Source organism: Novosphingobium organovorum (assembly GCF_022832435.1).
GTDB lineage: Bacteria > Pseudomonadota > Alphaproteobacteria > Sphingomonadales > Sphingomonadaceae > Novosphingobium > Novosphingobium organovorum.
Genome location: NZ_JALHLF010000003.1, coordinates 22,307 through 43,221 on the forward strand (window position 1 = coordinate 22,307; position 20,915 = coordinate 43,221).

Here is a 20,915-nt window from a genome sequence, read left to right on the forward strand (position 1 = left end):
ACGGGGTTGTGATGAGGACGGGACAGTTCATTGCGTTCGAAGGCGGGGAAGGGGCTGGCAAGTCTACCCAGACCCGCCTGTTGGCGCAGGCCCTGCGCGCACGCGGGATCGAGGTGGTGACCACGCGCGAGCCGGGCGGGACACCCGGCGCCGAGGCCATCCGCAGTCTGCTGCTCGACGGGGTCGAGGGGGACGAGGCAGGCTGGGGTCCGCGCGCCGAGGCGCTGCTGTTCGCCGCCGCGCGCGCCGATCACGTCGACCGCCTGATCCGGCCCGCGCTGGCGCGCGGCGCCTGGGTCATCTGCGACCGTTTCCTTGATTCGAGCCGGGCCTATCAGGGCGGCGGGAGCGGGCTGTCCGATGGCGATATCCTGACGCTGCACCGGATCGGCAGCGAAGGGCTCATGCCCGATCGCACGCTGCTCATCACCGTCGCGCCCGAGGAGGCGATGCGCCGTCTCGCGCAGCGCGATGTCGATGGCAGCGACCGCATCGGCGGACGCGATCCCGCCTTCCACGCGCGCGTCAACGCGACTTTTGCTACCTTTGCCGAGGAAGAAGCGTCCCGTTTTGCCCGGATCGACGGCAACGGCACGCCCGAGGCAATCCACCAGCGGGTGCTCGATGCGCTCGCCTCGCTGCTCGGCGAACCGGGTGACGCGCGTGGCTGACAGCGCGTTTTTCGGTCAGGATGCCGCGTGGCAGGAATGGCTGCGCTCGATCGCCTCCGAGCGCATGCATCATGCATGGCTCTTCGCCGGCGCCCGCGGGCTTGGCAAACAGGCCTTCGCGCGCGCGGCGGCGGCCCGGCTCGTCGGCGGGGTCGATCCGGCCGACGATGCCGCGATCGACAGCCATCCCGACATCCACGTCCTGACCCCGCTTCCCGCGAGCGATGACGACGCCAAGAAGAAGGCGGAAGGCAAGCCCTACCAGACCAAGCGCAACATCTCGGTCGATCAGGTGCGCGAGATGATCCGCAAGCTCGCCACACGCCCCACGCTTGGGGACCGGCGCGCGATCATCGTCGATCCGGCCGACGATCTGGAGAAGGGCGCGGTCAACGCCCTGCTCAAGGTGCTCGAGGAACCACCGGCGGGAACCTACTTCATCCTTCTCGCGCATCAGCCGGGGCGGCTTCTGCCCACGGTGCGTTCGCGTTGCCGGGTATTGCGTTTCGCTCCGCTCGACGAGGCCGCGCTCGACACGATGCTGCGCCGCGAAGTGCCCGAGGCCGATGCACCGAGCCGTCAGGCCGCGATCCGCGCCGCGCAGGGCTCGCCAGGGCTCGCGCGGACCTTCGTCTCGCTCGATCTCGGCACGATACACGATCTGATGGTGCGTATCGTGGAGCGGGGCGATGGCGACTATGTGCTGCGCGGCGCGCTCGCGCGGGAGATGGGGCCGCGTCCCGCCCGCGAGCGCCAGCTTGCCGCAATCGAGCTGGCCCGTGCGGTGCTGCTGGGCTGCATCGGCGAAACGACGCGGCGCCACCAGCTGGCGGTTATCGAGGCGCACCAGAGCCTGGGCCAGCTGCTGGTGCGCGCGCCAACCTACAATTTCGATCCCGGCGTGCTTATAATGGACATTGGCGGGTTGCTGGCTTCGTCGGCAATGCCTAGAGACAGCCGCACCTGATCTCCCTCGAACACAGAAAGCGCGACGCCGCCATGGGCGAGCCCTATTACATCACCACCGCCATTTCCTATCCCAACGGAAAGCCCCACATCGGCCACGCCTACGAGGCGATCGCGGCCGACGTCATCGCCCGCCACCGCAAGGCCGAGGGCTTCGACGTCCGCCTGCAGACCGGGACCGACGAGCACGGCCTCAAGATGATGCAGAAGGCGCGCGACCTGGGGATGGAGGTGGCCGATCTGGCTACGGAAATGTCCGGATATTTCCGTGATATGTGCGACGCTCTTAACATCGATTACGACGTATTTATCCGTACCACGGAACCGCGTCATCACGCGGCCACGCAGGAATTGTGGCGGCGCATGGAGGCCAATGGCGACCTCTACCTCGATCGCTACGAGGGCTGGTATTCGGTGCGCGACGAAGCCTATTACGACGAAAGCGAACTGGTCACCGGGGAAGGGGGCGAAAAGCTCTCGCCCCAGGGCACACCGGTTGAGTGGACCGTCGAGGAATCCTGGTTCTTCCGCCTGTCGAAGTATCAGGACAAGCTGCTCGCGCTTTACGCCGAGGGTGATTTCATCCGCCCCGAAAGCCGCCGCAACGAAATCGCCCGCTTCGTCGAGGGTGGCCTGCGCGACCTGTCGATCTCGCGCACGAGCTTCGACTGGGGCGTGAAGGTGCCGGGCTCGGACAACCATGTCATGTACGTGTGGGTCGATGCTCTGACCAACTATCTGACGGGCCTTGGTTTTCCCGATGAAAGCGGCGATTATGCCAAGTTCTGGCCGGCCAGCCTGCACCTGATCGGCAAGGACATCGTGCGTTTCCACACGGTCTACTGGCCCGCGTTCCTGATGAGCGCGGGCGTGCCGTTGCCGAAACAGGTTTTCGGCCATGGTTTCCTGCTCAACCGTGGCCAGAAGGAATCGAAGTCGCTCGGCAACGTGACCGATCCGATCACGCTGGCTGAGGCCTATGGCGTGGATACGCTGCGCTATTTCTTCCTGCGCGAAGTGGCCTTCGGGCAGGACGGCTCCTGGTCGCACGACGCCATCGTGACCCGCTGCAACGCCGAGCTTGCCAACAGCTTCGGCAACCTCGCGCAGCGCAGCCTCTCGATGATCTTCAAGAACATGGGCGGCACGATCAAGGCCGGTCTTGCGGTGGCCCCGGCCGATACCGCGCTGTTCGAAGCCGTCGCGGGCGGCATCGCCGAGCTGCGCGCCCGTTTTGCCGAGCTCGCCTTCAGCGAAGGGCTCGATGCCTGGATGCGCGCGGTCTTCGCGTGCAACCAGTATGTCGATGAACAGGCCCCCTGGGCGCTGCGCAAGAGCGATCCCGAACGGATGGAAGCGGTCCTCATGACGCTGTTCCAGGTCGTGCGCGATCTTGCCATTGCCGTGCGCCCGGTCGTCCCGCAGGCCATCGACGCGCTGCTCGATCAGATGGGCGTGAGCCCCGAAGCCCGCGACTACGCCGCACTTGCCGACACCGAGTGGTTCGCCACGCTGGCGGCCAGTGGCTACGCTGTCGACAAGCCGCAGGGCGTGTTTCCGCGCCTTGAACTGCCCGCCGACCAGAGCGAATGATGCTGATCGATTCCCACTGCCATCTCGAATACGAAGGCGTCGTCGAGGACCAGGCAGGCGTGCTCGATCGCGCGCGCGCGGCCGGGATCAAGGGCTTCCTCAATATCTCGACCCGCCAGTGCGAGTGGGATCGCGTGATCGCGACCGCTGCGCGCGAAACGGACGTGTGGGCTTCGGTGGGCATCCATCCGCATGAGGCCGACGCCCACGCCGACCTTGGTGCAGCCGTCCTGCGCGCGGCGACCGCGCATCCCAAGGTCATCGCGATCGGCGAAACCGGGCTAGACTATTATTACGACAAGTCCGATCGCGCGGTGCAACAGGCGCTGTTTCGCATGCACATCGGCGTGGCGCGCGAGACCGGTCTGCCGATCGTGATCCACACCCGCGATGCCGAAAGCGACACGATTGCGATCCTGCGCGAAGAGATCGGGAAGGGGGCGTTCCCGGCGCTCATCCACTGTTTCACGGCGAGCGCCGGGTTCGGGCGCGCGGTGCTGGACCTGGGCCTAACGATCAGCCTGTCGGGCATCGTGACGTTCAAGAACGCGGCCGATCTGCAAGCCTTCGCGGCGGAAATTCCGGCCGGGCGGCTGCTCGTGGAAACCGATTCCCCGTTCCTGGCTCCCGTACCGCACCGGGGGCGCAAGTGCGAACCGGCGTTCACGGCGGACACCGCGCGGTTCGTCGCGCAGCTTCGCGGCGTGAGCGTTGAGGACCTGGGCGAAACGACGACGCGCAACTTCTTTGCCCTGTTCAGCAAAGCTCAGCCGCAGGACAGCGCCGCGTGAAGGTCACCATCCTTGGCTGCGGCACGTCGACCGGGGTCCCGCGCCTTGGCGGCGAACACGGTGCTGACTGGGGTCTGTGCGATCCGAACGAGCCGCGCAACCGCCGCACGCGCGTTGCCATCCTGCTCGAAAGCGAAGCGGGCAAGCGCATCCTCGTCGACACGCCGACCGACCTTCGCGCGCAATTGCTCGCAAACGAGATCCATCGCCTCGATGCGATCTTCTGGACCCACGATCACGCCGATCACTGCCACGGCATCGACGACCTGCGGCCGCTGCGGTATGGCCGGGCCGGGCCGATGGCCGGTTTTGCCGCTTCGGAGACGGTGCGACGGCTGCGCCAGCGGTTCGGGTATGTCTTTGCCGGACAATATGGCTATCCCACGCTTGTCTCGCTCGACAATCTCGACAACCTGCGGTTGTGCGAAGGGTACCGCATCGATCATACCCAGATGCCGCATGGCCCGGCGCAGTCGACCGGATTTCGCTTCGATTGTGACGGAAAATCTGTCTGTTACATGACAGACTTCAGTGAAATTACGAGGGACATGGTCGATCTGTGCGACGGCGCCGATCTGCTGATCGTCGACTGTCTGCGCCGTGAACCGCATCCCACCCACGCGCACCTTGGCATGGCGCTTGAACTCGCGCAGCGCAGCGGCGCACAGCGCACCGTCCTGACCCATCTCGACAAGAGCATGGACTACGCAACTTTGAGCGGCGAAGTCCCCGAGGGCGTCGAAGTCGCTTACGACGGGCTGGTTATCGCGCCGTGAGCACGATGGGCACGATAAGCGGGATCATCGCGATCCTGTGCTGTCTGTTCCTGGTCTCGGGCCATTCGGGCTTTCGGCGTCTGGGACTGGGACGCACGGCGAGGCTCGCGTTGATCTGGGCGGTCATCATCGTCGCGCTGGTCATCGTGATCAATCTGTTTCAGGGCGCCGGCGTCCAGTCGTCGCTGTAAGCTTGTTCGTCCGTGTAAGCTGCGCGAATGAATGTGTGGGGGATGGCTTTCGCAGGCTAACGACAGACTTCGTTTTTGCCTCCTGATTTAACATAATATATATTATCAATCTATCGTGTGCCGCAGTGGGGGGCTATCCGGTTCAGTTGCCCCCATTGCCGTCAGTCCCGAACGGCCGGGTTCAGCACGGTGCCAAACCCAGCACGGCAAAAGCCTTTTCGCGCAGCGTGCCGCGCTCTGCGGCGCTCTCAACACCATGCCACCCCGTCAGGTCTCCCGGCGTGCCGGACAGTTGCTGGTCGAGCACGGCGACATTGGCATCGGAGGCATCGCCGCGTCGTTGGGCGATCCGTTCGGCCAGCACCGCGCGCTCGGCCGTCAGCCACAGGCCGTCGAACCGCGCCCGATGCGCCTGGGCCAGATCCTCGACTGCGCGCCGCTCATCCGGATCGGCAAAGACGCCATCCATCAGAACAGAGCCGCCATGGCGCAGCACGGCATCGGCCGCTGCGAGCATCCTCGCGTAGACCGCCTGAGAACTCGCACGGGTATAGGCTTGCGGCGGCAGCGGCGTTTCGGGCGCCTGACCCGCCATGCGCTTGCGCAGGACATCGGTGCGCAGCCAGCGCGCTCCGGCTGCGCCGCCAAGGTGCGCGGCAAGCTGGGCCGACAGCGTTGATTTGCCTGAACCCGACACCCCGCCGACGGCGACCACGCGCGCGCTGTCCGGTCTCAGGAAGTCGCGTGCCCGCGCAAGGTAGCGGCGCGCTTCGGTGACGCGGGCCTGGCGCGCATCGGGGGCTTCGATCCGCAAGGCCGCGCTGGCGTTGACATGCGCGCGCACCGCCGCGCGCATGGACAGGAACAGGGGCATGACCGCAAAAGCCTCGCCATCGGTGTCGGTCATGTCGAGATAGCGGTTGAACACCAGGGCCGCGCCGTCGCGTTCACCGCGATGCCACAGATCCATGACAAGGAAGGCAAGATCGTAGAGCACGTCGCCGCTCGCCAGTTCGTCGTCGAACTCGAGACAGTCGAACAGCGTCGGCCTGCCCTCCCACAGGCAGATGTTGCCCAGGTGCAGATCGCCGTGGCCAAGGCGGACGAGCCCCCTTCCCCCGCGCGCCTCGAGGATTGGCGCACAGCCCTCCAGCGCGCCCAGGCTCAACGCGAGAAGCGCGTCGCATTCCTGCGGAGGCAGGATATCGGGGCCGGTGGCCGCCATGCTGGCCCGATTGCCCTCGATGACCGCCCGAACCCGGTCGGCGGCCGCATGGGGCGGCGTGCATGCAACCGTGTCGGCACGGGCGTGAAAGCGCGCGATGGCATCGGCCAGATCGCGCAGCATTGCGGGTGTCAGCCGCCCCTCGTGGGCCAGGGTGTCGAACAGGTCATGCGCGGCGAAACGGCGCATTTCGATCACCCAGTCAAGCGCGTCCGGCCAATCAAGCACGTGGTGCTCGGCCTCACCGCCGCACGCGGGCGAAATCGGCGGCCCCAGCTGCACCGCCCCATCGCCACCGCGCAGCAAGGGCCGGACCGCACGATAGAGCTCTGGCGCTGTCCGGCGGTTAAGCACGAGTTCGCGCAGGCACATTGCGCGGCGCCTCTCGCGGGTCGAGAAATCAAGGTAGGGATAGCGCACCGCGCGCTTGAGCTTGAAGGCGCGCTCGCCCGTCAGGAAAACGCTCGCACCATGGGTGTCGATCCGTTCGACCGGCTCCCCCCAGATCGCGTCGTCTCCCAGAAAGGCGAGCGCATCGCGTTGGTCGTCATGCGGGGCGGAATTGGCGTTGGGCATTGCATTGGCCTGTCTGGTCTCGGATCGCCGTGAGCGTGCCACACTGGCCGCCGCCACGCCATGATCGAGATCAGCGCCCAGGCCGTGCAAGCCGGTAACGCGCGGATGCGCTGGAGTGCCGGGGGCAATCGCCCCAGCGCATCCGCGAACGGACTTACTTGCCCGGATTCTTCAGGTAATCGATCAGCGACTGGCGGTCTTCGGCCTTGGGCAGACCGGCAAAGGCCATCGAGGTGCCCGGAACAAGCGCGGCCGGCTTGGTCAGCCACTTGTCGAGATTGGCTTCGGTCCAGGTTAGCTTGGCCTTGCTCATCGCCGCGGAGTACTTGAAGCCCTTCTCCGTGCCCGACTTGCGCCCGACCACGCCCGACAGGTTCGGACCGATGCGGTTGGCACCGCCCTTTTCGACCGTGTGGCAAGCCATGCAGCGGGTGAACAGCGTCTTGCCGCGCGCCGCATCAGCCGACGCGACCGAAGGCATCAGCGCCACGGTCATGGCTGCCGCGAATGAAAGCGACGAGATTGCGTGCATCTTCCTCATGGAAATCCTGTATCCTTCTTCTTTCGTTAGGCGCTCTTATGCCGCCTGGACCCTACGAACTGCAGCCGTCTGCAAGCTGAACGAACACCGTGCCCGCGAAACCGCCGGGCGTTGAATGCACCAGAGCGGGCATCGGCGCAACGAATGATCGTACATCATCACGGCTACGAAGCTATTGTATTTAAGGCCAAGGTGAGCCGATCCGGGCATCGCGGCCCGCCAAGCTTGCGAATTGTCCCGATCGGGCATGGACGCGCGGCAGCCCGCCCGGCTAGTGGATGGATGGTACCATTTTCGATGCCCTGGCCGACCGGTTCGGCCCTGCCCCAGCCTTCAAGGAGAATCATGACCCGTCCCGCGCCGCACCAGCAACTCGACCGCCTGCTTGCGATCATGGCGCGACTGCGCGATCCGGTGAACGGATGCGAGTGGGACCGCGCGCAGGATTTCGCCTCGATCGCGCCCTACACGATCGAGGAAGCCTACGAAGTGGCCGATGCGATCGAGCGCGCGGACCTTTGCGCGCTGCGGGAGGAACTGGGTGATCTTCTGCTCCAGGTGGTGTTCCACGCTCGCATGGCCGAGGAAGGCGGCGTCTTCGCCTTTGCCGATGTCGCGCAGGCCATTGCCGACAAGCTCGAAGCGCGTCACCCGCACATCTTTGGCGAGGGCGACGAGGAGACCGGCCAGACCGAACGTTGGGAGAAGCTCAAGGCGAGCGAACGCGCGGCCAAGGGCGAGACCAGCGCGGTCGATGGCGTGGCGCGCGCCCTGCCCGCCCTGATGCGCGCCGAAAAGCTCCAGAAACGCGCCGCGCGCGTCGGCTTCGACTGGCCCGACCCGACCGGCGCCGAGGTCAAGGTGCACGAGGAAATCGCCGAACTGCGTGAGGCTGAAGCGGCAGAAAAGCTTGAGGAAGCGGGTGATCTGCTGTTCGCTGCGGTCAATCTGGTAAGGCTGAACGGCCTTGCCCCCGAAGACGCGCTGCGCGCGGCCAACGCCAAGTTCGAGCGCCGCTTCCGGGCGATGGAAGCGCTCGCCCACCAACGGGGCGAGACCTTTGCGGCGCTCGATCTTGATGCGCAGGAAGCGCTCTGGCAGGCGGTAAAAGCCTCAGAGCGCGCGAAAACGGCCTAGTTCGCGTTCGGCGAGGCGCACTTCGATCCGCATCAGCGGACCGTTCTCGTCCTCGCCCGCAGCCTCTTCGCGAAGCACTTCGCCGCGTGCGTGAAGGAAGGCCAGACGCTGACCATCGGCTGCCGGGAGGACGAAGCTGTAGACCCTGGCATCGGCGTTGAGGCCATGGCCCACCACGTCGAGCAGGGTGTCACACCCTTCCCCGGTTACCGCCGAAAGCGGGATGATCGTTTCCTCGCTGCGGTGCGCGATGACGTCGCGCAGGGCATCGGCCTGTTCTTCGCTCAGCAGGTCCCACTTGTTCCAGACCTCGACGATCGGGATTCCGGGCTCGGCACCCTCTTCCTCGTCGATGTCATCCCCTTCGCCGGGCAGCACGCCGAGATCGGCCAAGACGGCCAGGACCTGGCGCTTTTGCGCTTCGGTGTCCGGGTTGGCGATGTCGCGCACGTGAAGGATCACGTCCGCTGCGGTCACTTCCTCAAGCGTTGCGCGAAACGCCGCGACCAGCTGGGTGGGCAGATCGGAGATGAAACCCACCGTGTCGGACAGGATCGCCTTCTCGACGCCGGGCAGGCGCACCGCGCGCATGGTCGGGTCAAGGGTGGCGAACAGGAGGTCCTGTGCCATGACATCCGCGCCCGTCAGGTGATTGAAAAGCGTTGATTTTCCGGCGTTTGTATAGCCAACGAGGGCAACCACCGGCCACGGCGCCTTCTCGCGCCGGTCGCGGTGCAGGCCACGCGTACGGCGCACCTGTTCGAGCTCGCGGCGAATGCGGCTCATGCGGTCACGGATCATCCGGCGGTCCGCCTCGATCTGCGTCTCGCCCGGCCCGCCCAGGAACCCGAAACCGCCACGCTGGCGTTCGAGGTGAGTCCAGCTGCGCACCAGACGCCCGGCCTGGTAATCAAGGTGCGCCAGTTCGACCTGCAGGCGCCCTTCGGCGGTCGCCGCGCGTTCGCCGAAGATCTCAAGGATAAGCCCCGTGCGGTCGATCACCTTGCGCTTGAGCTTTTCCTCGAGGTTGCGCTGCTGGATCGCCGAAAGCGAACCGTCGACGACGACGAGTTCGGCCTCGTTCAGCGTGCAGGCGATCGAAATATTCTCGATCTGGCCTTCGCCGAATAGCGTACCGGCGCGCGGCTCGCGGATGGGAATGATGAGAGCGTCGGCAATCTCGAGGCCAATCGCCAGGGCCAGGCCCTTGGCTTCCTCGAGACGCGCGTCGGGGTCCAGCTCGCCGCTGCCCCGGTTGCCACGCATGTGCGGATAGACGACGAGGGCACGCGCACCGCGCGTGACCTCGCCCTTCAGGTCTTCGTCGTTCAAGACAGGATCAGTCTTCGGCCTCTTCGTGGCTCTGCAGATCGACCGGGGTTACCGGCTGGATCGTCGAGACCGCGTGCTTGTAGGCCAACTGGACGTAACCTTCGCGTTCGAGCAGCATGCAGAACAGGTCGTAGGCGGCAACGCGCCCCTGGAGCATGACGCCGTTGATGAGGAACATGGTCACCTGCACACCCGCGCTGCGGATGCTGGAGAGGAACACGTCCTGGAGCGCGCGCGTCTTCTTCGAACCTTCACCGCTGCTGAACTGCGCGGCATCGACCGGGGTCGAGGGCATGATCGTCGAGATCGCGTGCTTGTAGACCAGCTGCGACTGACCATCGCGACGCAGCAGGATCGAGAAGTTGTCGAACCACGTCACGATGCCCTGCAGCTTGACGCCCTTGACCAGGAACATGGTCACCGGTGTCTTGTTCTTGCGCAGCAGGTTCAGAAACTGGTCCTGAAGATTTTGTCCCTTTCCGGCAGAGACAGCCGGTGTCGCACCCGCGGTGCTTGTCGTAGGTGCCGATGCCGGAGCGGGCTTGGGTTCCGCCGCCGCCGTCGCTGCACTCGCTCTCGGCCTCGCTGAAAGCGTCCGACCAGCCATTGGTATTCTCCTTCTTTTTGGCGGCCGCTAATGCGGTCCGCGATCTGGCATGCCCGACCCCCGGATCATGCCGTAAGCGAATCGAAATTACCCGCTCGCTGCAGTGCAGTAAATCGCAAAGTTGTGTCAGGCGCGTTACGCGTCGCCCTCACCGCCGCCCTCGCCTTCCTTGCCACTGGACATTCCCAGCAGCTTGAGCTTGCGGTGAAGCGCCGAGCGTTCCATCCCGATGAACGAGGCGGTCTTCGAGATATTGCCGGAAAACCGCCGGATCTGGACGCGCAGATATTCGCGCTCGAAGCTTTCGCGCGCTTCGCGCAGAGGCGCGCTCATCATCACCGTCACGCCGCCGTCACCGCCCGGACGGTTGCTGAAAATTTCCGGGGGCAACATGTCTTGCTCGATCCGGGCCAGTTTCTCGCGCGGGGCCATGATGACCGTTCGCTCGACCACGTTGCGCAGCTGACGCACATTGCCCGGCCATTCGTAGGCCTGCAGCGCGGTCATCGCCTCGGGCGTGACCTGCGGCGGGGCAACGCCCTGTTCGTTGGCATAGCGGGCAAAGAAATGGTCGACCAGCGCAGGGATGTCGTCGCGCCGTTCGCGCAAGGCAGGGATCGCCACGGGCACGACGTTGAGACGGTAGAACAGGTCCTCGCGAAAGCGCCGCTCGGCAATTTCCTTTTCGAGGTCGCGCGAGGTCGAGGACACCACGCGCACATCGACCCGGATCTGGCGCGTGCCACCCACGCGCACGAAAGCCTGATCGGTCAGCACGCGCAGGATGCGCGCCTGGGTCGAGAGCGGCATGTCGGCCACTTCGTCGAGATAGAGCGTGCCGCCATCGGCGGTTTCGAGCAGCCCCGGACGCACCAGCGCACCGTCGCTTTCCTCGCCGAACAGCTCCTGTTCGAAGCGCTCGGGCGTGATCCGCGCCGAATTGACGCTGACGAAGGCCTTGTCGGCGCGTGGGCTCCAGGCGTGGAGCAGGCGCGCGGCCACTTCCTTGCCCGACCCTGCGGGACCGGTAATGAGCAGGCGGCTGCCGGTGTTGGCCACGCGCTTGAGCGTCGCGCGGACCTGATTGATCGAACCGCTGGACCCGGTGAATTCCTCGCCGGTCGAATAGTCCTGCTTGAGCTGGGCGTTCTCGCGGCGCAGGCGCTCGGTTTCGGTCGCCTTGCCGACGAGGTGGATCAGCCGCTCGGCCTCAAACGGCTTCTCGATGAAATCGACAGCGCCGCGCCCGATCGCGGCGACCGCGGTGTCGATGTTGCCGTGGCCCGAGAAGATGATGACCGGCAGTTCGGGCTCGCGCGCCTTGATCGCGTCGAGCACTTCGAGCCCGTCGAGCCGGCTGCCGTGGAGCCACACGTCGAGCAGCACCAGCGAGGGGCGCCGCTTGTCGATCTCCTCAAGCGCGGCGGTGCTGTCTCCGGCGGTGCGGCATTCGTAGCCTTCGTCGCTCAGCACGCCGGCGACCAGTTCACGAATGTCGCGTTCGTCGTCGACGATCAGGATTTCGAGTGCCATGGCCGTGTCTTCTTCTGCTTGATCGATGGATTTGAACGAAGGGTGGTGACGATCGGGAGAGGTCTCATTCGGCCGCTTCCTGCTTTCTCTGGCGCGCCACAGGGTCGCTGGCGAAGCGCATGGTCACACAGGTCCCTCCCCCCTCCGCCGGGGAGAAGGTCATGTCGCCGCCATGCTCCTCGACGATCTTGTTCACGATCGCAAGGCCAAGGCCAGTGCCCTTTTCGCGGGTGGTGACGTAAGGTTCGATCAGCCGTTCGCGCGATTGGGTAAGGCCGATGCCGTTATCGACGATGCGCACCACGATCGTCTCGTCGTCGAGTGAGACGTCGACCGCAATGCTGCCGCGATAACCTTCGGGCGCGTCCTTGGCCTTGGCCTCGGTCGCTTCCACGGCGTTCTTGAGCACGTTGGTCATCGCCTGACCGAACTGATGACGGTCGCAGTCGATCATGCCGATGTCGGGCTCGGCGTGGAAACGGAACGAGACGTCGGGCCGCGCGACTTCCTGGAGAAACAGCGCCTGGCGGGTCAGTGCGACCGGGTCTTCGGTGCGGAACACCGGCTTGGGCAGCCGCGCGAAGGAGGAAAATTCGTCGACCATGCGCCGCAGATCGCCGACCTGGCGGATGATCGTCGCGGTCAGGTCCTCGAACAGCTCGGGATTGTCGGTGATCTGCTTGCGGTAGCGCCGGCTCAGGCGTTCGGTGGCGAGCTGGATCGGGGTCAGCGGGTTCTTGATCTCGTGCGCGATGCGCCGCGCGACGTCCGACCAGGCAGCGGTGCGCTGGTCGAGCAACTGGCGGGTGATGTCCTCGAAGGTAATGACATAGCCGGTCGCATCGCGGCTCGTCTTGACCGCAAGGGTAAGGAGTTCGCCGCCCCGGCTGAACTGGACGATGCCGTTCTGGTCGCCCTTTTCGATGAGCGCGCCGATCGCGGGGGCAAGATCGCTGATCGGCATACCTTCGGGCACGGCGGTCTGGGCGGTGAGCTTGAGCGCGGAACTGTTCATCAGCAGGATCGCGCCCGTCGCATCGAGCGAGATGATCCCCGAGGTGACCGATTCGAGCACCGCCTCGATGAACAGGCGCCGCTCGTGCAGCTGGAGGTTGGCGCCGAGCAGCGCCTGGGTCTGCTTGTCGATCTGCGCGGTCATGCGGTTGAAGGCGCGGTTGAGCAGGCCGATCTCGTCGGTCCCGGTGCGCCCTTCAAGCTGGAGCGCGTAGTTGCCCGCCCCCACCCGGCGCGCCGCTTCGACGAGTTCGTAGAGCGGCTGCACCTGCCGGTCGGCAAAGCGCAGCGCGAACCACACCGACAGGCCCACCAGCACCAGCGCGACGATGAACAGCGCGACGTTGAAGCGCAGCTGCGTCACCCGCGCCCGGCTCGTCTGGAATTCGTAGGCTTGCACGATGCTCTCGGCGCGCTGGCCCTGACTGAGCGAAAGCAGTTCGGAACTGCGCGCCACGAGCAGATAGACGCCCGCGTTCATCTCGATCGGTGCGGCCGCTACGATGCGGTCCTTCTTCGCCTCCACCGCATAGGGCTGCCCCTTGGCGAGGTGGTCGAGCATGTCCTTGCTGAGCCGATTATTTTCGGATTCGTTGTCGGGGTCTGCGATGATCGGGGTGCGCTGCTCGCCGCTCGCATCGATCTGGATGATCGCGGCGAAGGACAGGCTGCGGCGCAGCACCTCGGACGCCAGGAAGCGCTGGAAACGCGGGCTGACGACCGGCGACTTTTCCATTTCCTTACGCGCATCGATCGCCGCAGCGACCGACTGGTAGCCAACGTCGAGCACCGTCTGTTCGTAATAGCCGCGCGCCAGCTTGTTCGCGTTTTCGAGCAGCCCGCGCGAATTTTCCGAAAACCAGAACTCGACACCCGACTGGAACAGCCAGGACGCAAAAATCACCACCAGGAGCGTGGGAATGGCCGAAATCAGCGAGAAGATGAACACCAGGCGCACGTGCATCTGGCCCGTGCCGCCAATGCTCTGCGCGGCGCGTTGCAGGGCGATGTAGCGCCCCAGCAGGACCACCAGCGCCATGGCCGGAACCAGCATCCCCACCAGCAGCGTTGCCGTGAGGTTGGAGGGCAGCGGCTTGGTCGAATTGGTTCCGCCGTTGAGCGCAATCCAGGTGATCGTGCTCATGACCACGAAGGCGACGACGCAGACCGCCGCGATAACGGCAAAAAAATTGGCGCGGTGGGCGGCGATCTGGAAGCGCCGCCACCACCGTGGCCAATTGCGTCGAAGTACGGGCGAGGCAGTCATCGTTGCGCCTATACAACACCCCTGTTGCTCAAGAGCAAGGGTGAAATGACAGGCAGACGACCAAATGCCCCGATTGCCCGTCTGGCCGACCTAGACCATCGTTAGCGGCGCGTAAACTCTTCCGGGTCGAGCGCGAGTTCGCTCAGCCGTTTGCGCAAGGTATTGCGGTTGATGCCGAGCGCCTGCGCGGCGCGCAGCTGATTCCCGGCGGTTTCTTTGAGGATCGAGGCGAACAGCGGCCGCTCGAGCGCGGCGAGCGCGCTGGCGTAGATCGTGCCCGAGGCGGGATGCTCGCGCTCGAGCCAGCGGCCGATGGCGGTCTCGATATCGAGCGCGGCGACGCTGCCCCCCTCGTCCTCGGGCGGGGCGTCCCGGCGCAGCAGCGGCGCGACGGCGTCGGCATCGATGGTGTCTTCGCGCGCGAGGAGGACGAGGCGGTAGATGAAGTTCTTCAACTCGCGCACGTTGCCCGGCCAGGCCTGCTGGCTGAGCAGCTGGGCCGCCGATGCGGTCAACTGGCGACGCGGCAGCCCTTCCCTGGCGGCGAGCTGGAGGAAGTGGCGGGCGAGGACCTCGATATCGTCGCTGCGTTCGCGCAGCGGTGGCATGTCGATCGGCACCACGTTGAGCCGGTAGTACAGATCCTCGCGAAAGCGCCCTGCGGCAATTTCGGGTTCGAGATCCTTGTTGGTCGCCGCGATGATGCGCACGTCGAGCCGGACTTCCTCCTGCCCGCCCACGCGCCGGATCGTACCCGACTGGAGCGCGCGCAACAGCCGCGTCTGCGCCTGCATCGGCATGTCACCGATCTCGTCGAGGAACAGCGTGCCCCCGGCGGCCTGTTCGAACTTGCCGATATGGCGCGCGACCGCGCCGGTGAAGGCGCCCTTCTCGTGCCCGAACAGCTCGCTTTCGATGAGCTCGGCAGGAATTGCGGCGGTGTTCACCGCAATGAACGGCCCGTCGCGGCGGTTGCCGAGCTGGTGGATGGCTTCGGCGACAAGCTCCTTGCCGGTGCCCGATTCGCCCAGCACGAGCACGGTCAGGTCGTTGCGCAGCACGCGGGTTATCATGCGAAAGACCGACTGCATGGCCTGGCTGCGCCCGACCAGCGGCAGCCCTTCGGTCACCAGCGGGTCGTTCTCCAGCGTCTCGCCCGTGGCCAGGTTGCCCGCCGCCTTGCGCACGGTGCGCGCCAGTTCGTCGATGTCGAAGGGCTTGGGAAAATACTCGAAGGCCCCGGTGTCGGTCGCGCGCACTGCGGTGTCGAGCGTGTTCTGCGCGGACAGGATCACGATCGGCATGTCCGGGCACACCGCGCGCACCGCGCCGATCGTCTCGATCCCGTCGCCGTCGGGGAGCATCACGTCGGTCACCAGCGCGTTGAAGCGCCGTTCGCGCAGCATACGGTCGCGTTCGGCCAGGGTGTGGACGTGGGTGACCCGTGCGCCTTCGGCACCAAGCGCGGCGTCGATGACGATGGCGATCGAGGGATCGTCTTCGACCAGCAGAACCTCGATCATCGCGGTGTCTCTCCCATCAGCGATTTTCGCGTTTCGGTGGCGAGTGGCAGGTGGACGCGGAAATGGGTCAGCCCCTGGTCCTCGTCGCGTTCGTGGGTGATGCGCCCGTTCATCTCGCGCACGAGCTTGCGCACCAGTGGCAGGCCAAGCCCCTGCCCGGTCTTCTTGCTGCTCACGAACGGTTCGAAGATATGCTCGCGAAGGCTGGGCGCGACCCCTTCGCCGTTGTCGGTCACGCGCAGTTCGACCGGCAGGCGCAAGGGGGCGCCATCGGTCGCGGTGTGGAGCTGCAGGCCGCTGGCAAAACGCGTGCGCACCGCCACGCGCGGCGCACGTGCGTGCCCCTCGCACGCCTCAAGCGCGTTCGACAGCAGATTGATGATGACCTGGACGAGCGCATCGGGGCTGCCCAGCACCGGCGGGAGCGAGGGGTCGAACTCTTCGACGATGCCGGTGAAGTCGGGGCTCTGGCTGCGCCCGGCACCGATCACGTCAATCGCCCGGCGCGCCGATTCGTGCAGATTGCAGGGCACCACCGGAGGCGCCGTGCGGCGGCTGAGGTCCTGCATGCGCCCGATCAGGTCGGCAATCCGGTCGACCTCTCCGGTGATGAGATCGGTCAGCGCGCGGTCCTTGTCCGCGACCTTGCGCGCGAGCAGCTGTGCGGCGCCGCGAATGCCCGCCAGCGGGTTCTTGATCTCGTGCGCCATGATCTCGGGCCCGCGCAGCGCGGCGGCATCCACTCCGCCCGAATCGTCGCCCAGCGCCTCGGTCGCGCTGTTGTCGTGGATGGTCAGGATCTGCCAGCCCGGCATGTCCGAAATCGGCGCGACGTTGAGATCGATCCGGCGCCCGCCCATGCCCTTGACCCCGACCACCAGCTCGTGCGCGGAGACCGGCGTCTCGTAGTCGCTCAGCCGGTCCAGTACCCGTGGACTGCCCACCTCGAGCAGATCACGCAGGTCCATCCCCACCACCCGGCGCAGCGACTGGCCGAAGAACTGCTCGGCCGCCGGATTGAGCGAGGCGATGCGCAGGCCCGGTTCGAGCAGAACCACCGCCAGCGGCAGGCTGGCGAGGACCCGGATCGCTTCGGGCAAGGCCGTCCCCGCGCCCTGCGTCATGCCGTCTGCGTGTTGCGGTAGGGGGCGTAGAATTCGGCGAGCGCGTCGAGCACCGCGCGGGGGTCCTCGATGAAGTTGGCGCGGTTGCGGAACTCGGCCGAACCCTTGATGCCCTTCACGTACCAACCCAGGTGCTTGCGCGCCATCTTCACGCCGGTGTCCGCGCCGTAGTGCGAAAGCATGGCCTCGTAATGTTCGCGGATGATTTCGTACTGCTGGCCAAAGCCGGGTTCGTCCATCACCGTCTCGCCGCGCCACCACTGCATGATCTGCGCGAGCACCCAGGGTTTGCCGTAAGAACCGCGCCCGATCATCACCCCGTCCGCGCCCGACTGTTCGAGCGCCTGCGCGGCGTCGTCGATCCCACAGATGTCGCCATTGACGATGACCGGGATCGACACCGCCTGCTTGACCCGGCGCACGAAGCCCCAGTCGGCCTCGCCCTTGTACATCTGGTTGCGGGTGCGGCCATGGACGGTAATCATCCGAGCGCCCAGATCTTCCGCAATCCGCGCAAGTTCCGGGGCGTTGAGGCTGTCGTGGCACCAGCCCATGCGCATCTTGACGGTGACCGGCACCTGGACCGCCTTGACCGTCGCCTCGATCAACCGGGTGGCGAGCGGCACGTCACGCATCAGCGCCGAGCCGGCATCGCCGTTGACGACCTTGCGCACCGGGCAGCCCATGTTGATGTCGATGATCGCCGCGCCGCGATCCTCGACCAGCTTGGCGGCCTCCGCCATCTGTTCGGGCTCGCAGCCGACCAGTTGCATCGAGACCGGGTCCTCGATCGGGTCCCACATCGCCTTTTGCACCGAAACGCGCGTCTCCCGGATGGCGGCCGGACTGGCGATCATCTCGGTGACGTTGAGGCCCGAGCCGAAGCGGCGCACCATCGTGCGGAACGGCAGGTCGGAAACCCCCGTCATCGGCGCGAGCACGACCGGACAGTCGATCCGGATCGGACCGACGTGGATGGGCTTGAGCGCCGGGGCCACCGGCTGGGGGATCATTTCACGAGTCATATTTTGCGCAACTGTGCCTAAAAAACAGGCAGCGCATAGTGGATTGCCCTCGTCGCAGCAAGCGATTACCCGGTGGCGCGATGTCCGCAAGCGCCCCAGCCCCGTCCCCTCCCCCCCTTTCCCGCCCCCGCGTCGCCGCGATCGTCGTGGCCGCAGGCCAGGGTTTGCGCGCGGGACAGCCGCTGCCCAAGCAGTTTGCGCCCTGGCGCGGCAAGCCGGTGGTGCGCCATTCGGTCGAATCGCTCGCCTCGGTGGGAATCGCCCCGATCGTCGTCGTCATCCCCGCCGATGCGGAGGAAACGGCGCGCAGGCTTCTTGCCGGGATCGACGGCCTCATCTTCACCGCCGGCGGGGCGACCCGCCAGGAATCGGTACGGATCGGGCTTGAGGTGCTGGCCGGTTCGCAGCCCGACAAGGTACTCATCCACGACGCCGCGCGGCCCGTGCTCCCCGAAGCGGTGATCGCGCGGCTGATCGCCGCGCTCGATCGCCATCGCGGCGCCATTCCCGTGCTGCCGGTGGTCGATAGCTTGGCCCACTGCGAGGCCGGGGCAGACGGAGCGATGATGGGCGCTGCCGCCCGCCGCGAGAACCTGCGCCGGGTGCAGACCCCGCAAGCCTTCGATTACGCCACGATCCTCGCCGCCCATCGCGAATGGGAAGGCCCCGCCAGCGCCGGGGACGATGCCCAGGTCGCGCAGGCCTGGGGCTGCGCCGTCGCTCTCGTCGAAGGAGACGAAGCCCTGCACAAGCTCACCTACGGTCACGATTTCGCCCCGTCCGGCGGCTCCGCCCCCCTGCCCGCGTTCCGGGTCGGCACCGGCTACGACGTCCACCGGCTCGAAGCGGGCGAAGACCTGTGGCTGTGCGGGGTGAAGATCGACCACAGCCACGGCCTGGCCGGGCACAGCGACGCCGATGTCGCGATCCACGCCCTCGTCGATGCGCTGCTCGGCGCGATCGGCGCGGGCGACATCGGCCAGCATTTCCCACCCAGCGACGCGCGCTGGAAAGGCGCGGCCTCGGACCAGTTCCTGTCCCATGCCGGGACACTCGTGCGCGAGGCCGGATACGCCCTTGGCAACGCCGATGTGACCATCATATGCGAAGCGCCCAAGATCGGACCGCACCGCGATTCCATGCGCGCGCGCCTGGCCGAAATCCTGGGCGTCGAAACCGATCGTATCAGCGTCAAGGCAACCACGACCGAAAAACTGGGTTTCACCGGGCGGCGCGAGGGCATTGCCGCCCAGGCCGCGGTAAGCCTCATTCGGGCGTAATCAGGGCGCAAGGAGAACCTTTCGTGGTGCAGTTGCATGATCGTTCCTGACCAAATCCGGCCCTCGCGTCGCTGCCTGGCTGGCCTGGTCGCCTTCGCTGTGGCGCTGTGTCCGGCGCTTGCCAGCGCGGCGCAGACAAGCCTCGACACCGCTTGCCTGACCCGTGACGAAGCCCGTTCTGTACTGACTTATTCGCTGCCCCAGGTGATCGACGGAACGGCGCGGCGCTGCCGGGCGGTGCTGCCCGCCAACGCTTTCCTGACCACCCATGGACAGGACGTTGTCCAGCGCTATTCAACCAACCGCCAGGCCTACTGGCCCGACGCCCGTGCCGCGTTCGTCAAACTGGCTGCCCGGCGCGACGCCAGCTTTGGCCGGATCGCCGCGCAGATGGACGATGCCGCGCTCAAGCCCCTCGTCGATGCGACGGTCTCCGGACTGGTCGAGCAGGCGATCAAACCCGAAACGTGCCAGCAGATCGATCTGGCGATCGACCTTCTCGCTCCCCTCCCCCCCAGGAATACCGCAGGCCTCATCACGCTCTTCATCGAGCTGGCCGCCCGCGCCGACAAGCTCGCCACGCAGCACGCCGAAAAGCCCGTGCTTCCGCGCGAACTTGCGATTTGCAAGGACTGACATGGGCAAACAACTTCTCTTCCCGACCGACCTGTTCGAGCTTGCCGAGCGGGTCATCATCGAAAACAAGGCGCTTGGCCGGATGATCGCGGTGGCCGAAAGCTGCACCGGGGGTCTCGTCTGCGCCGCGCTTACCGAAGTGCCCGGCTCCTCGGCGGTGCTCGATCGCGGGTTCGTGACCTATTCGAACGAGTCCAAGCAGGACATGCTCGGCGTGCAATCGGACCTGATCGATGCCTTTGGCGCAGTCTCTCCAGCTACGGCCTGGGCCATGGCACAGGGTGCGATCAAGAAGAGCAAGGCGGACGTCGCTGTCGCGATCAGCGGCATTGCCGGTCCCGATGGCGGCACCGAGCTCAAGCCCGTGGGCACCGTGGTCTTTGCCCGCGCCTTTCGGGGTGACGACGAGGTCAACGCCGAACAGCAGCACATCGAGGGTGAGGATCGCGCCGCGATCCGCCACAAGGCGGCGCTGACCGCGTTGAATTTGCTGCTTCCGTAGAAAAACTCTGCCTGAAAAACAGGCAGATGGAAGTGTTCGGTTACTCTTGGCAACCGCAAACGGCAGGGGCCGGGTTACACAATGTAACCCGGCCCCTGCCGTTTCAGTCACTTTTTCCCACTTCAGTTACAAAGTATAACTGAAGCGCGCGTTCACTCGCCCGCCGGCGCACCGTAAAGTTCCGCGGCGCGGGTCTCGAACGCGGCGACCATCTTGCGGAAGGCCTTGTCGAAGTACTGTCCGGCCAGCTTCTCGAACAGCGCGTTACGGAACGAGAAGCGCACGTCGAACTCGACATCGCAGGCGTGGTCACCCGCCGGATGGAACCGCCACACGTTGTCGAGGTCCTTCATCGGGCCATCGACGTAGTGGACGCGCAATTCCTGCGGACGGATCTTCTCGACCCGCGAGGTGAATTTCTCGCGCAGCGCCTTGAAGCCCACGAGCATGTCCGCGATCATCTCGGTCCCGCTGTCCGAACGGACCCGCGTGGCGACGACCCAGGGCAGAAACTCCTGGTAGCGCCCCACGTCGGCGACGAGATCGAACATCTGCTCCGCACTGTAGGGAAGGCGGTGCGTTTCATGAATTCCGGGCATGTGTCA

General features: G+C 66.0%; 20 protein-coding genes. 10 read left to right on the forward strand and 10 right to left on the reverse strand.

Features of this window, described 5'->3' with window-relative positions; translation table 11 throughout:
• Nucleotides 1-11: 11 nt before the first annotated feature.
• The 6 genes from tmk to MTR62_RS01610 are packed head-to-tail and all read left to right on the forward strand — an operon-like array spanning nucleotide 12 to nucleotide 4,988.
• Nucleotides 12-671, forward strand: a complete 660-nt coding sequence (tmk, locus tag MTR62_RS01585) for a dTMP kinase (protein ID WP_244016582.1) — start codon at nucleotides 12-14, stop codon at nucleotides 669-671.
• Nucleotides 625-1,638, forward strand: a complete 1,014-nt coding sequence (locus tag MTR62_RS01590; protein ID WP_244016520.1) for a DNA polymerase III subunit delta' — start codon at nucleotides 625-627, stop codon at nucleotides 1,636-1,638. The genes tmk and MTR62_RS01590 overlap by 47 nt, the downstream gene beginning before the upstream one ends.
• Before the next feature lie 32 nt (nucleotides 1,639-1,670).
• The gene (gene metG, locus MTR62_RS01595; RefSeq protein ID WP_244016521.1) at nucleotides 1,671-3,230 is read left to right on the forward strand and encodes a methionine--tRNA ligase; all 1,560 of its coding nucleotides are present in this window, start codon (nucleotides 1,671-1,673) and stop codon (nucleotides 3,228-3,230) included.
• Nucleotides 3,230-4,021 (forward strand): TatD family hydrolase, encoded by a 792-nt coding sequence (locus MTR62_RS01600; protein WP_244016522.1) that lies wholly within the window; start codon nucleotides 3,230-3,232, stop codon nucleotides 4,019-4,021. The genes metG and MTR62_RS01600 overlap by 1 nt, the downstream gene beginning before the upstream one ends.
• Nucleotides 4,018-4,797: an MBL fold metallo-hydrolase gene (locus MTR62_RS01605; protein WP_244016523.1), complete on the forward strand. Its 780-nt coding sequence runs from the start codon at nucleotides 4,018-4,020 to the stop codon at nucleotides 4,795-4,797. Before MTR62_RS01600 ends, MTR62_RS01605 begins: the two co-directional genes overlap by 4 nt.
• On the forward strand, nucleotides 4,794-4,988 hold the full coding sequence (locus MTR62_RS01610) for a hypothetical protein (protein ID WP_244016524.1): 195 nt from the start codon (nucleotides 4,794-4,796) through the stop codon (nucleotides 4,986-4,988). Before MTR62_RS01605 ends, MTR62_RS01610 begins: the two co-directional genes overlap by 4 nt.
• Before the next feature lie 181 nt (nucleotides 4,989-5,169).
• Here MTR62_RS01610 and MTR62_RS01615 read toward each other — a convergent pair whose 3' ends face one another.
• On the reverse strand, nucleotides 5,170-6,789 hold the full coding sequence (locus MTR62_RS01615) for a bifunctional aminoglycoside phosphotransferase/ATP-binding protein (RefSeq protein ID WP_244016525.1): 1,620 nt from the start codon (nucleotides 6,787-6,789) through the stop codon (nucleotides 5,170-5,172).
• Between the two features lie 154 nt (nucleotides 6,790-6,943).
• Nucleotides 6,944-7,330: a c-type cytochrome gene (locus MTR62_RS01620; RefSeq protein ID WP_244016526.1), complete on the reverse strand. Its 387-nt coding sequence runs from the start codon at nucleotides 7,328-7,330 to the stop codon at nucleotides 6,944-6,946.
• 345 nt (nucleotides 7,331-7,675) lie between these two features.
• Between MTR62_RS01620 and mazG the strand changes: the two genes are divergently transcribed.
• Nucleotides 7,676-8,467: a nucleoside triphosphate pyrophosphohydrolase gene (gene mazG / locus MTR62_RS01625; RefSeq protein ID WP_244016527.1), complete on the forward strand. Its 792-nt coding sequence runs from the start codon at nucleotides 7,676-7,678 to the stop codon at nucleotides 8,465-8,467.
• Here the strand turns inward: mazG and hflX are convergent.
• From hflX to dusB, 7 genes are all read right to left on the reverse strand, one after another.
• On the reverse strand, nucleotides 8,444-9,799 hold the full coding sequence (hflX, locus tag MTR62_RS01630; RefSeq protein ID WP_244016528.1) for a GTPase HflX: 1,356 nt from the start codon (nucleotides 9,797-9,799) through the stop codon (nucleotides 8,444-8,446). The genes mazG and hflX overlap by 24 nt on opposite strands.
• A 7-nt stretch (nucleotides 9,800-9,806) precedes the next feature.
• On the reverse strand, nucleotides 9,807-10,406 hold the full coding sequence (gene hfq, locus MTR62_RS01635; protein ID WP_244016529.1) for an RNA chaperone Hfq: 600 nt from the start codon (nucleotides 10,404-10,406) through the stop codon (nucleotides 9,807-9,809).
• A 135-nt stretch (nucleotides 10,407-10,541) separates the two neighbouring features.
• Entirely contained in the window at nucleotides 10,542-11,939 is a 1,398-nt protein-coding gene (gene ntrX / locus MTR62_RS01640; RefSeq protein WP_244016530.1) for a nitrogen assimilation response regulator NtrX, read from the reverse strand.
• Between the two features lie 64 nt (nucleotides 11,940-12,003).
• Entirely contained in the window at nucleotides 12,004-14,220 is a 2,217-nt protein-coding gene (locus MTR62_RS01645) for a sensor histidine kinase (RefSeq protein ID WP_244016531.1), read from the reverse strand.
• A 101-nt stretch (nucleotides 14,221-14,321) separates the two neighbouring features.
• Nucleotides 14,322-15,743, reverse strand: coding sequence for a sigma-54-dependent transcriptional regulator (locus MTR62_RS01650; RefSeq protein ID WP_244016532.1), 1,422 nt, complete (start codon nucleotides 15,741-15,743; stop codon nucleotides 14,322-14,324).
• Complete coding sequence (locus MTR62_RS01655) at nucleotides 15,740-16,867, reverse strand: two-component system sensor histidine kinase NtrB (protein ID WP_244016533.1); 1,128 nt, start codon at nucleotides 16,865-16,867, stop codon at nucleotides 15,740-15,742. The genes MTR62_RS01650 and MTR62_RS01655 overlap by 4 nt, the downstream gene beginning before the upstream one ends.
• Nucleotides 16,864-17,880 carry a tRNA dihydrouridine synthase DusB gene (dusB, locus tag MTR62_RS01660; protein ID WP_407672571.1) on the reverse strand — a complete coding sequence of 339 codons (1,017 nt, stop codon included), beginning with the start codon at nucleotides 17,878-17,880 and terminating at the stop codon, nucleotides 16,864-16,866. Before dusB ends, MTR62_RS01655 begins: the two co-directional genes overlap by 4 nt.
• 92 nt (nucleotides 17,881-17,972) lie before the next feature.
• On the opposite strand from dusB, the gene MTR62_RS01665 reads away from it, so the two are divergent.
• Genes MTR62_RS01665 through MTR62_RS01675 form a run of 3 tightly spaced genes read left to right on the forward strand, consistent with a single transcriptional unit; the run spans nucleotide 17,973 to nucleotide 20,310 of the window.
• Nucleotides 17,973-19,172, forward strand: coding sequence for a bifunctional 2-C-methyl-D-erythritol 4-phosphate cytidylyltransferase/2-C-methyl-D-erythritol 2,4-cyclodiphosphate synthase (locus tag MTR62_RS01665; protein WP_244016535.1), 1,200 nt, complete (start codon nucleotides 17,973-17,975; stop codon nucleotides 19,170-19,172).
• 36 nt (nucleotides 19,173-19,208) lie between these two features.
• Nucleotides 19,209-19,808: a hypothetical protein gene (locus tag MTR62_RS01670; protein WP_244016536.1), complete on the forward strand. Its 600-nt coding sequence runs from the start codon at nucleotides 19,209-19,211 to the stop codon at nucleotides 19,806-19,808.
• 1 nt (nucleotide 19,809) lies between these two features.
• Nucleotides 19,810-20,310, forward strand: a complete 501-nt coding sequence (locus MTR62_RS01675; protein WP_244016537.1) for a CinA family protein — start codon at nucleotides 19,810-19,812, stop codon at nucleotides 20,308-20,310.
• A 152-nt stretch (nucleotides 20,311-20,462) separates the two neighbouring features.
• Here the strand turns inward: MTR62_RS01675 and MTR62_RS01680 are convergent, their stop codons facing one another.
• The gene (locus tag MTR62_RS01680) at nucleotides 20,463-20,909 is read right to left on the reverse strand and encodes a type II toxin-antitoxin system RatA family toxin (RefSeq protein ID WP_244016538.1); all 447 of its coding nucleotides are present in this window, start codon (nucleotides 20,907-20,909) and stop codon (nucleotides 20,463-20,465) included.
• Between the last annotated feature and the right edge of the window lie 6 nt (nucleotides 20,910-20,915).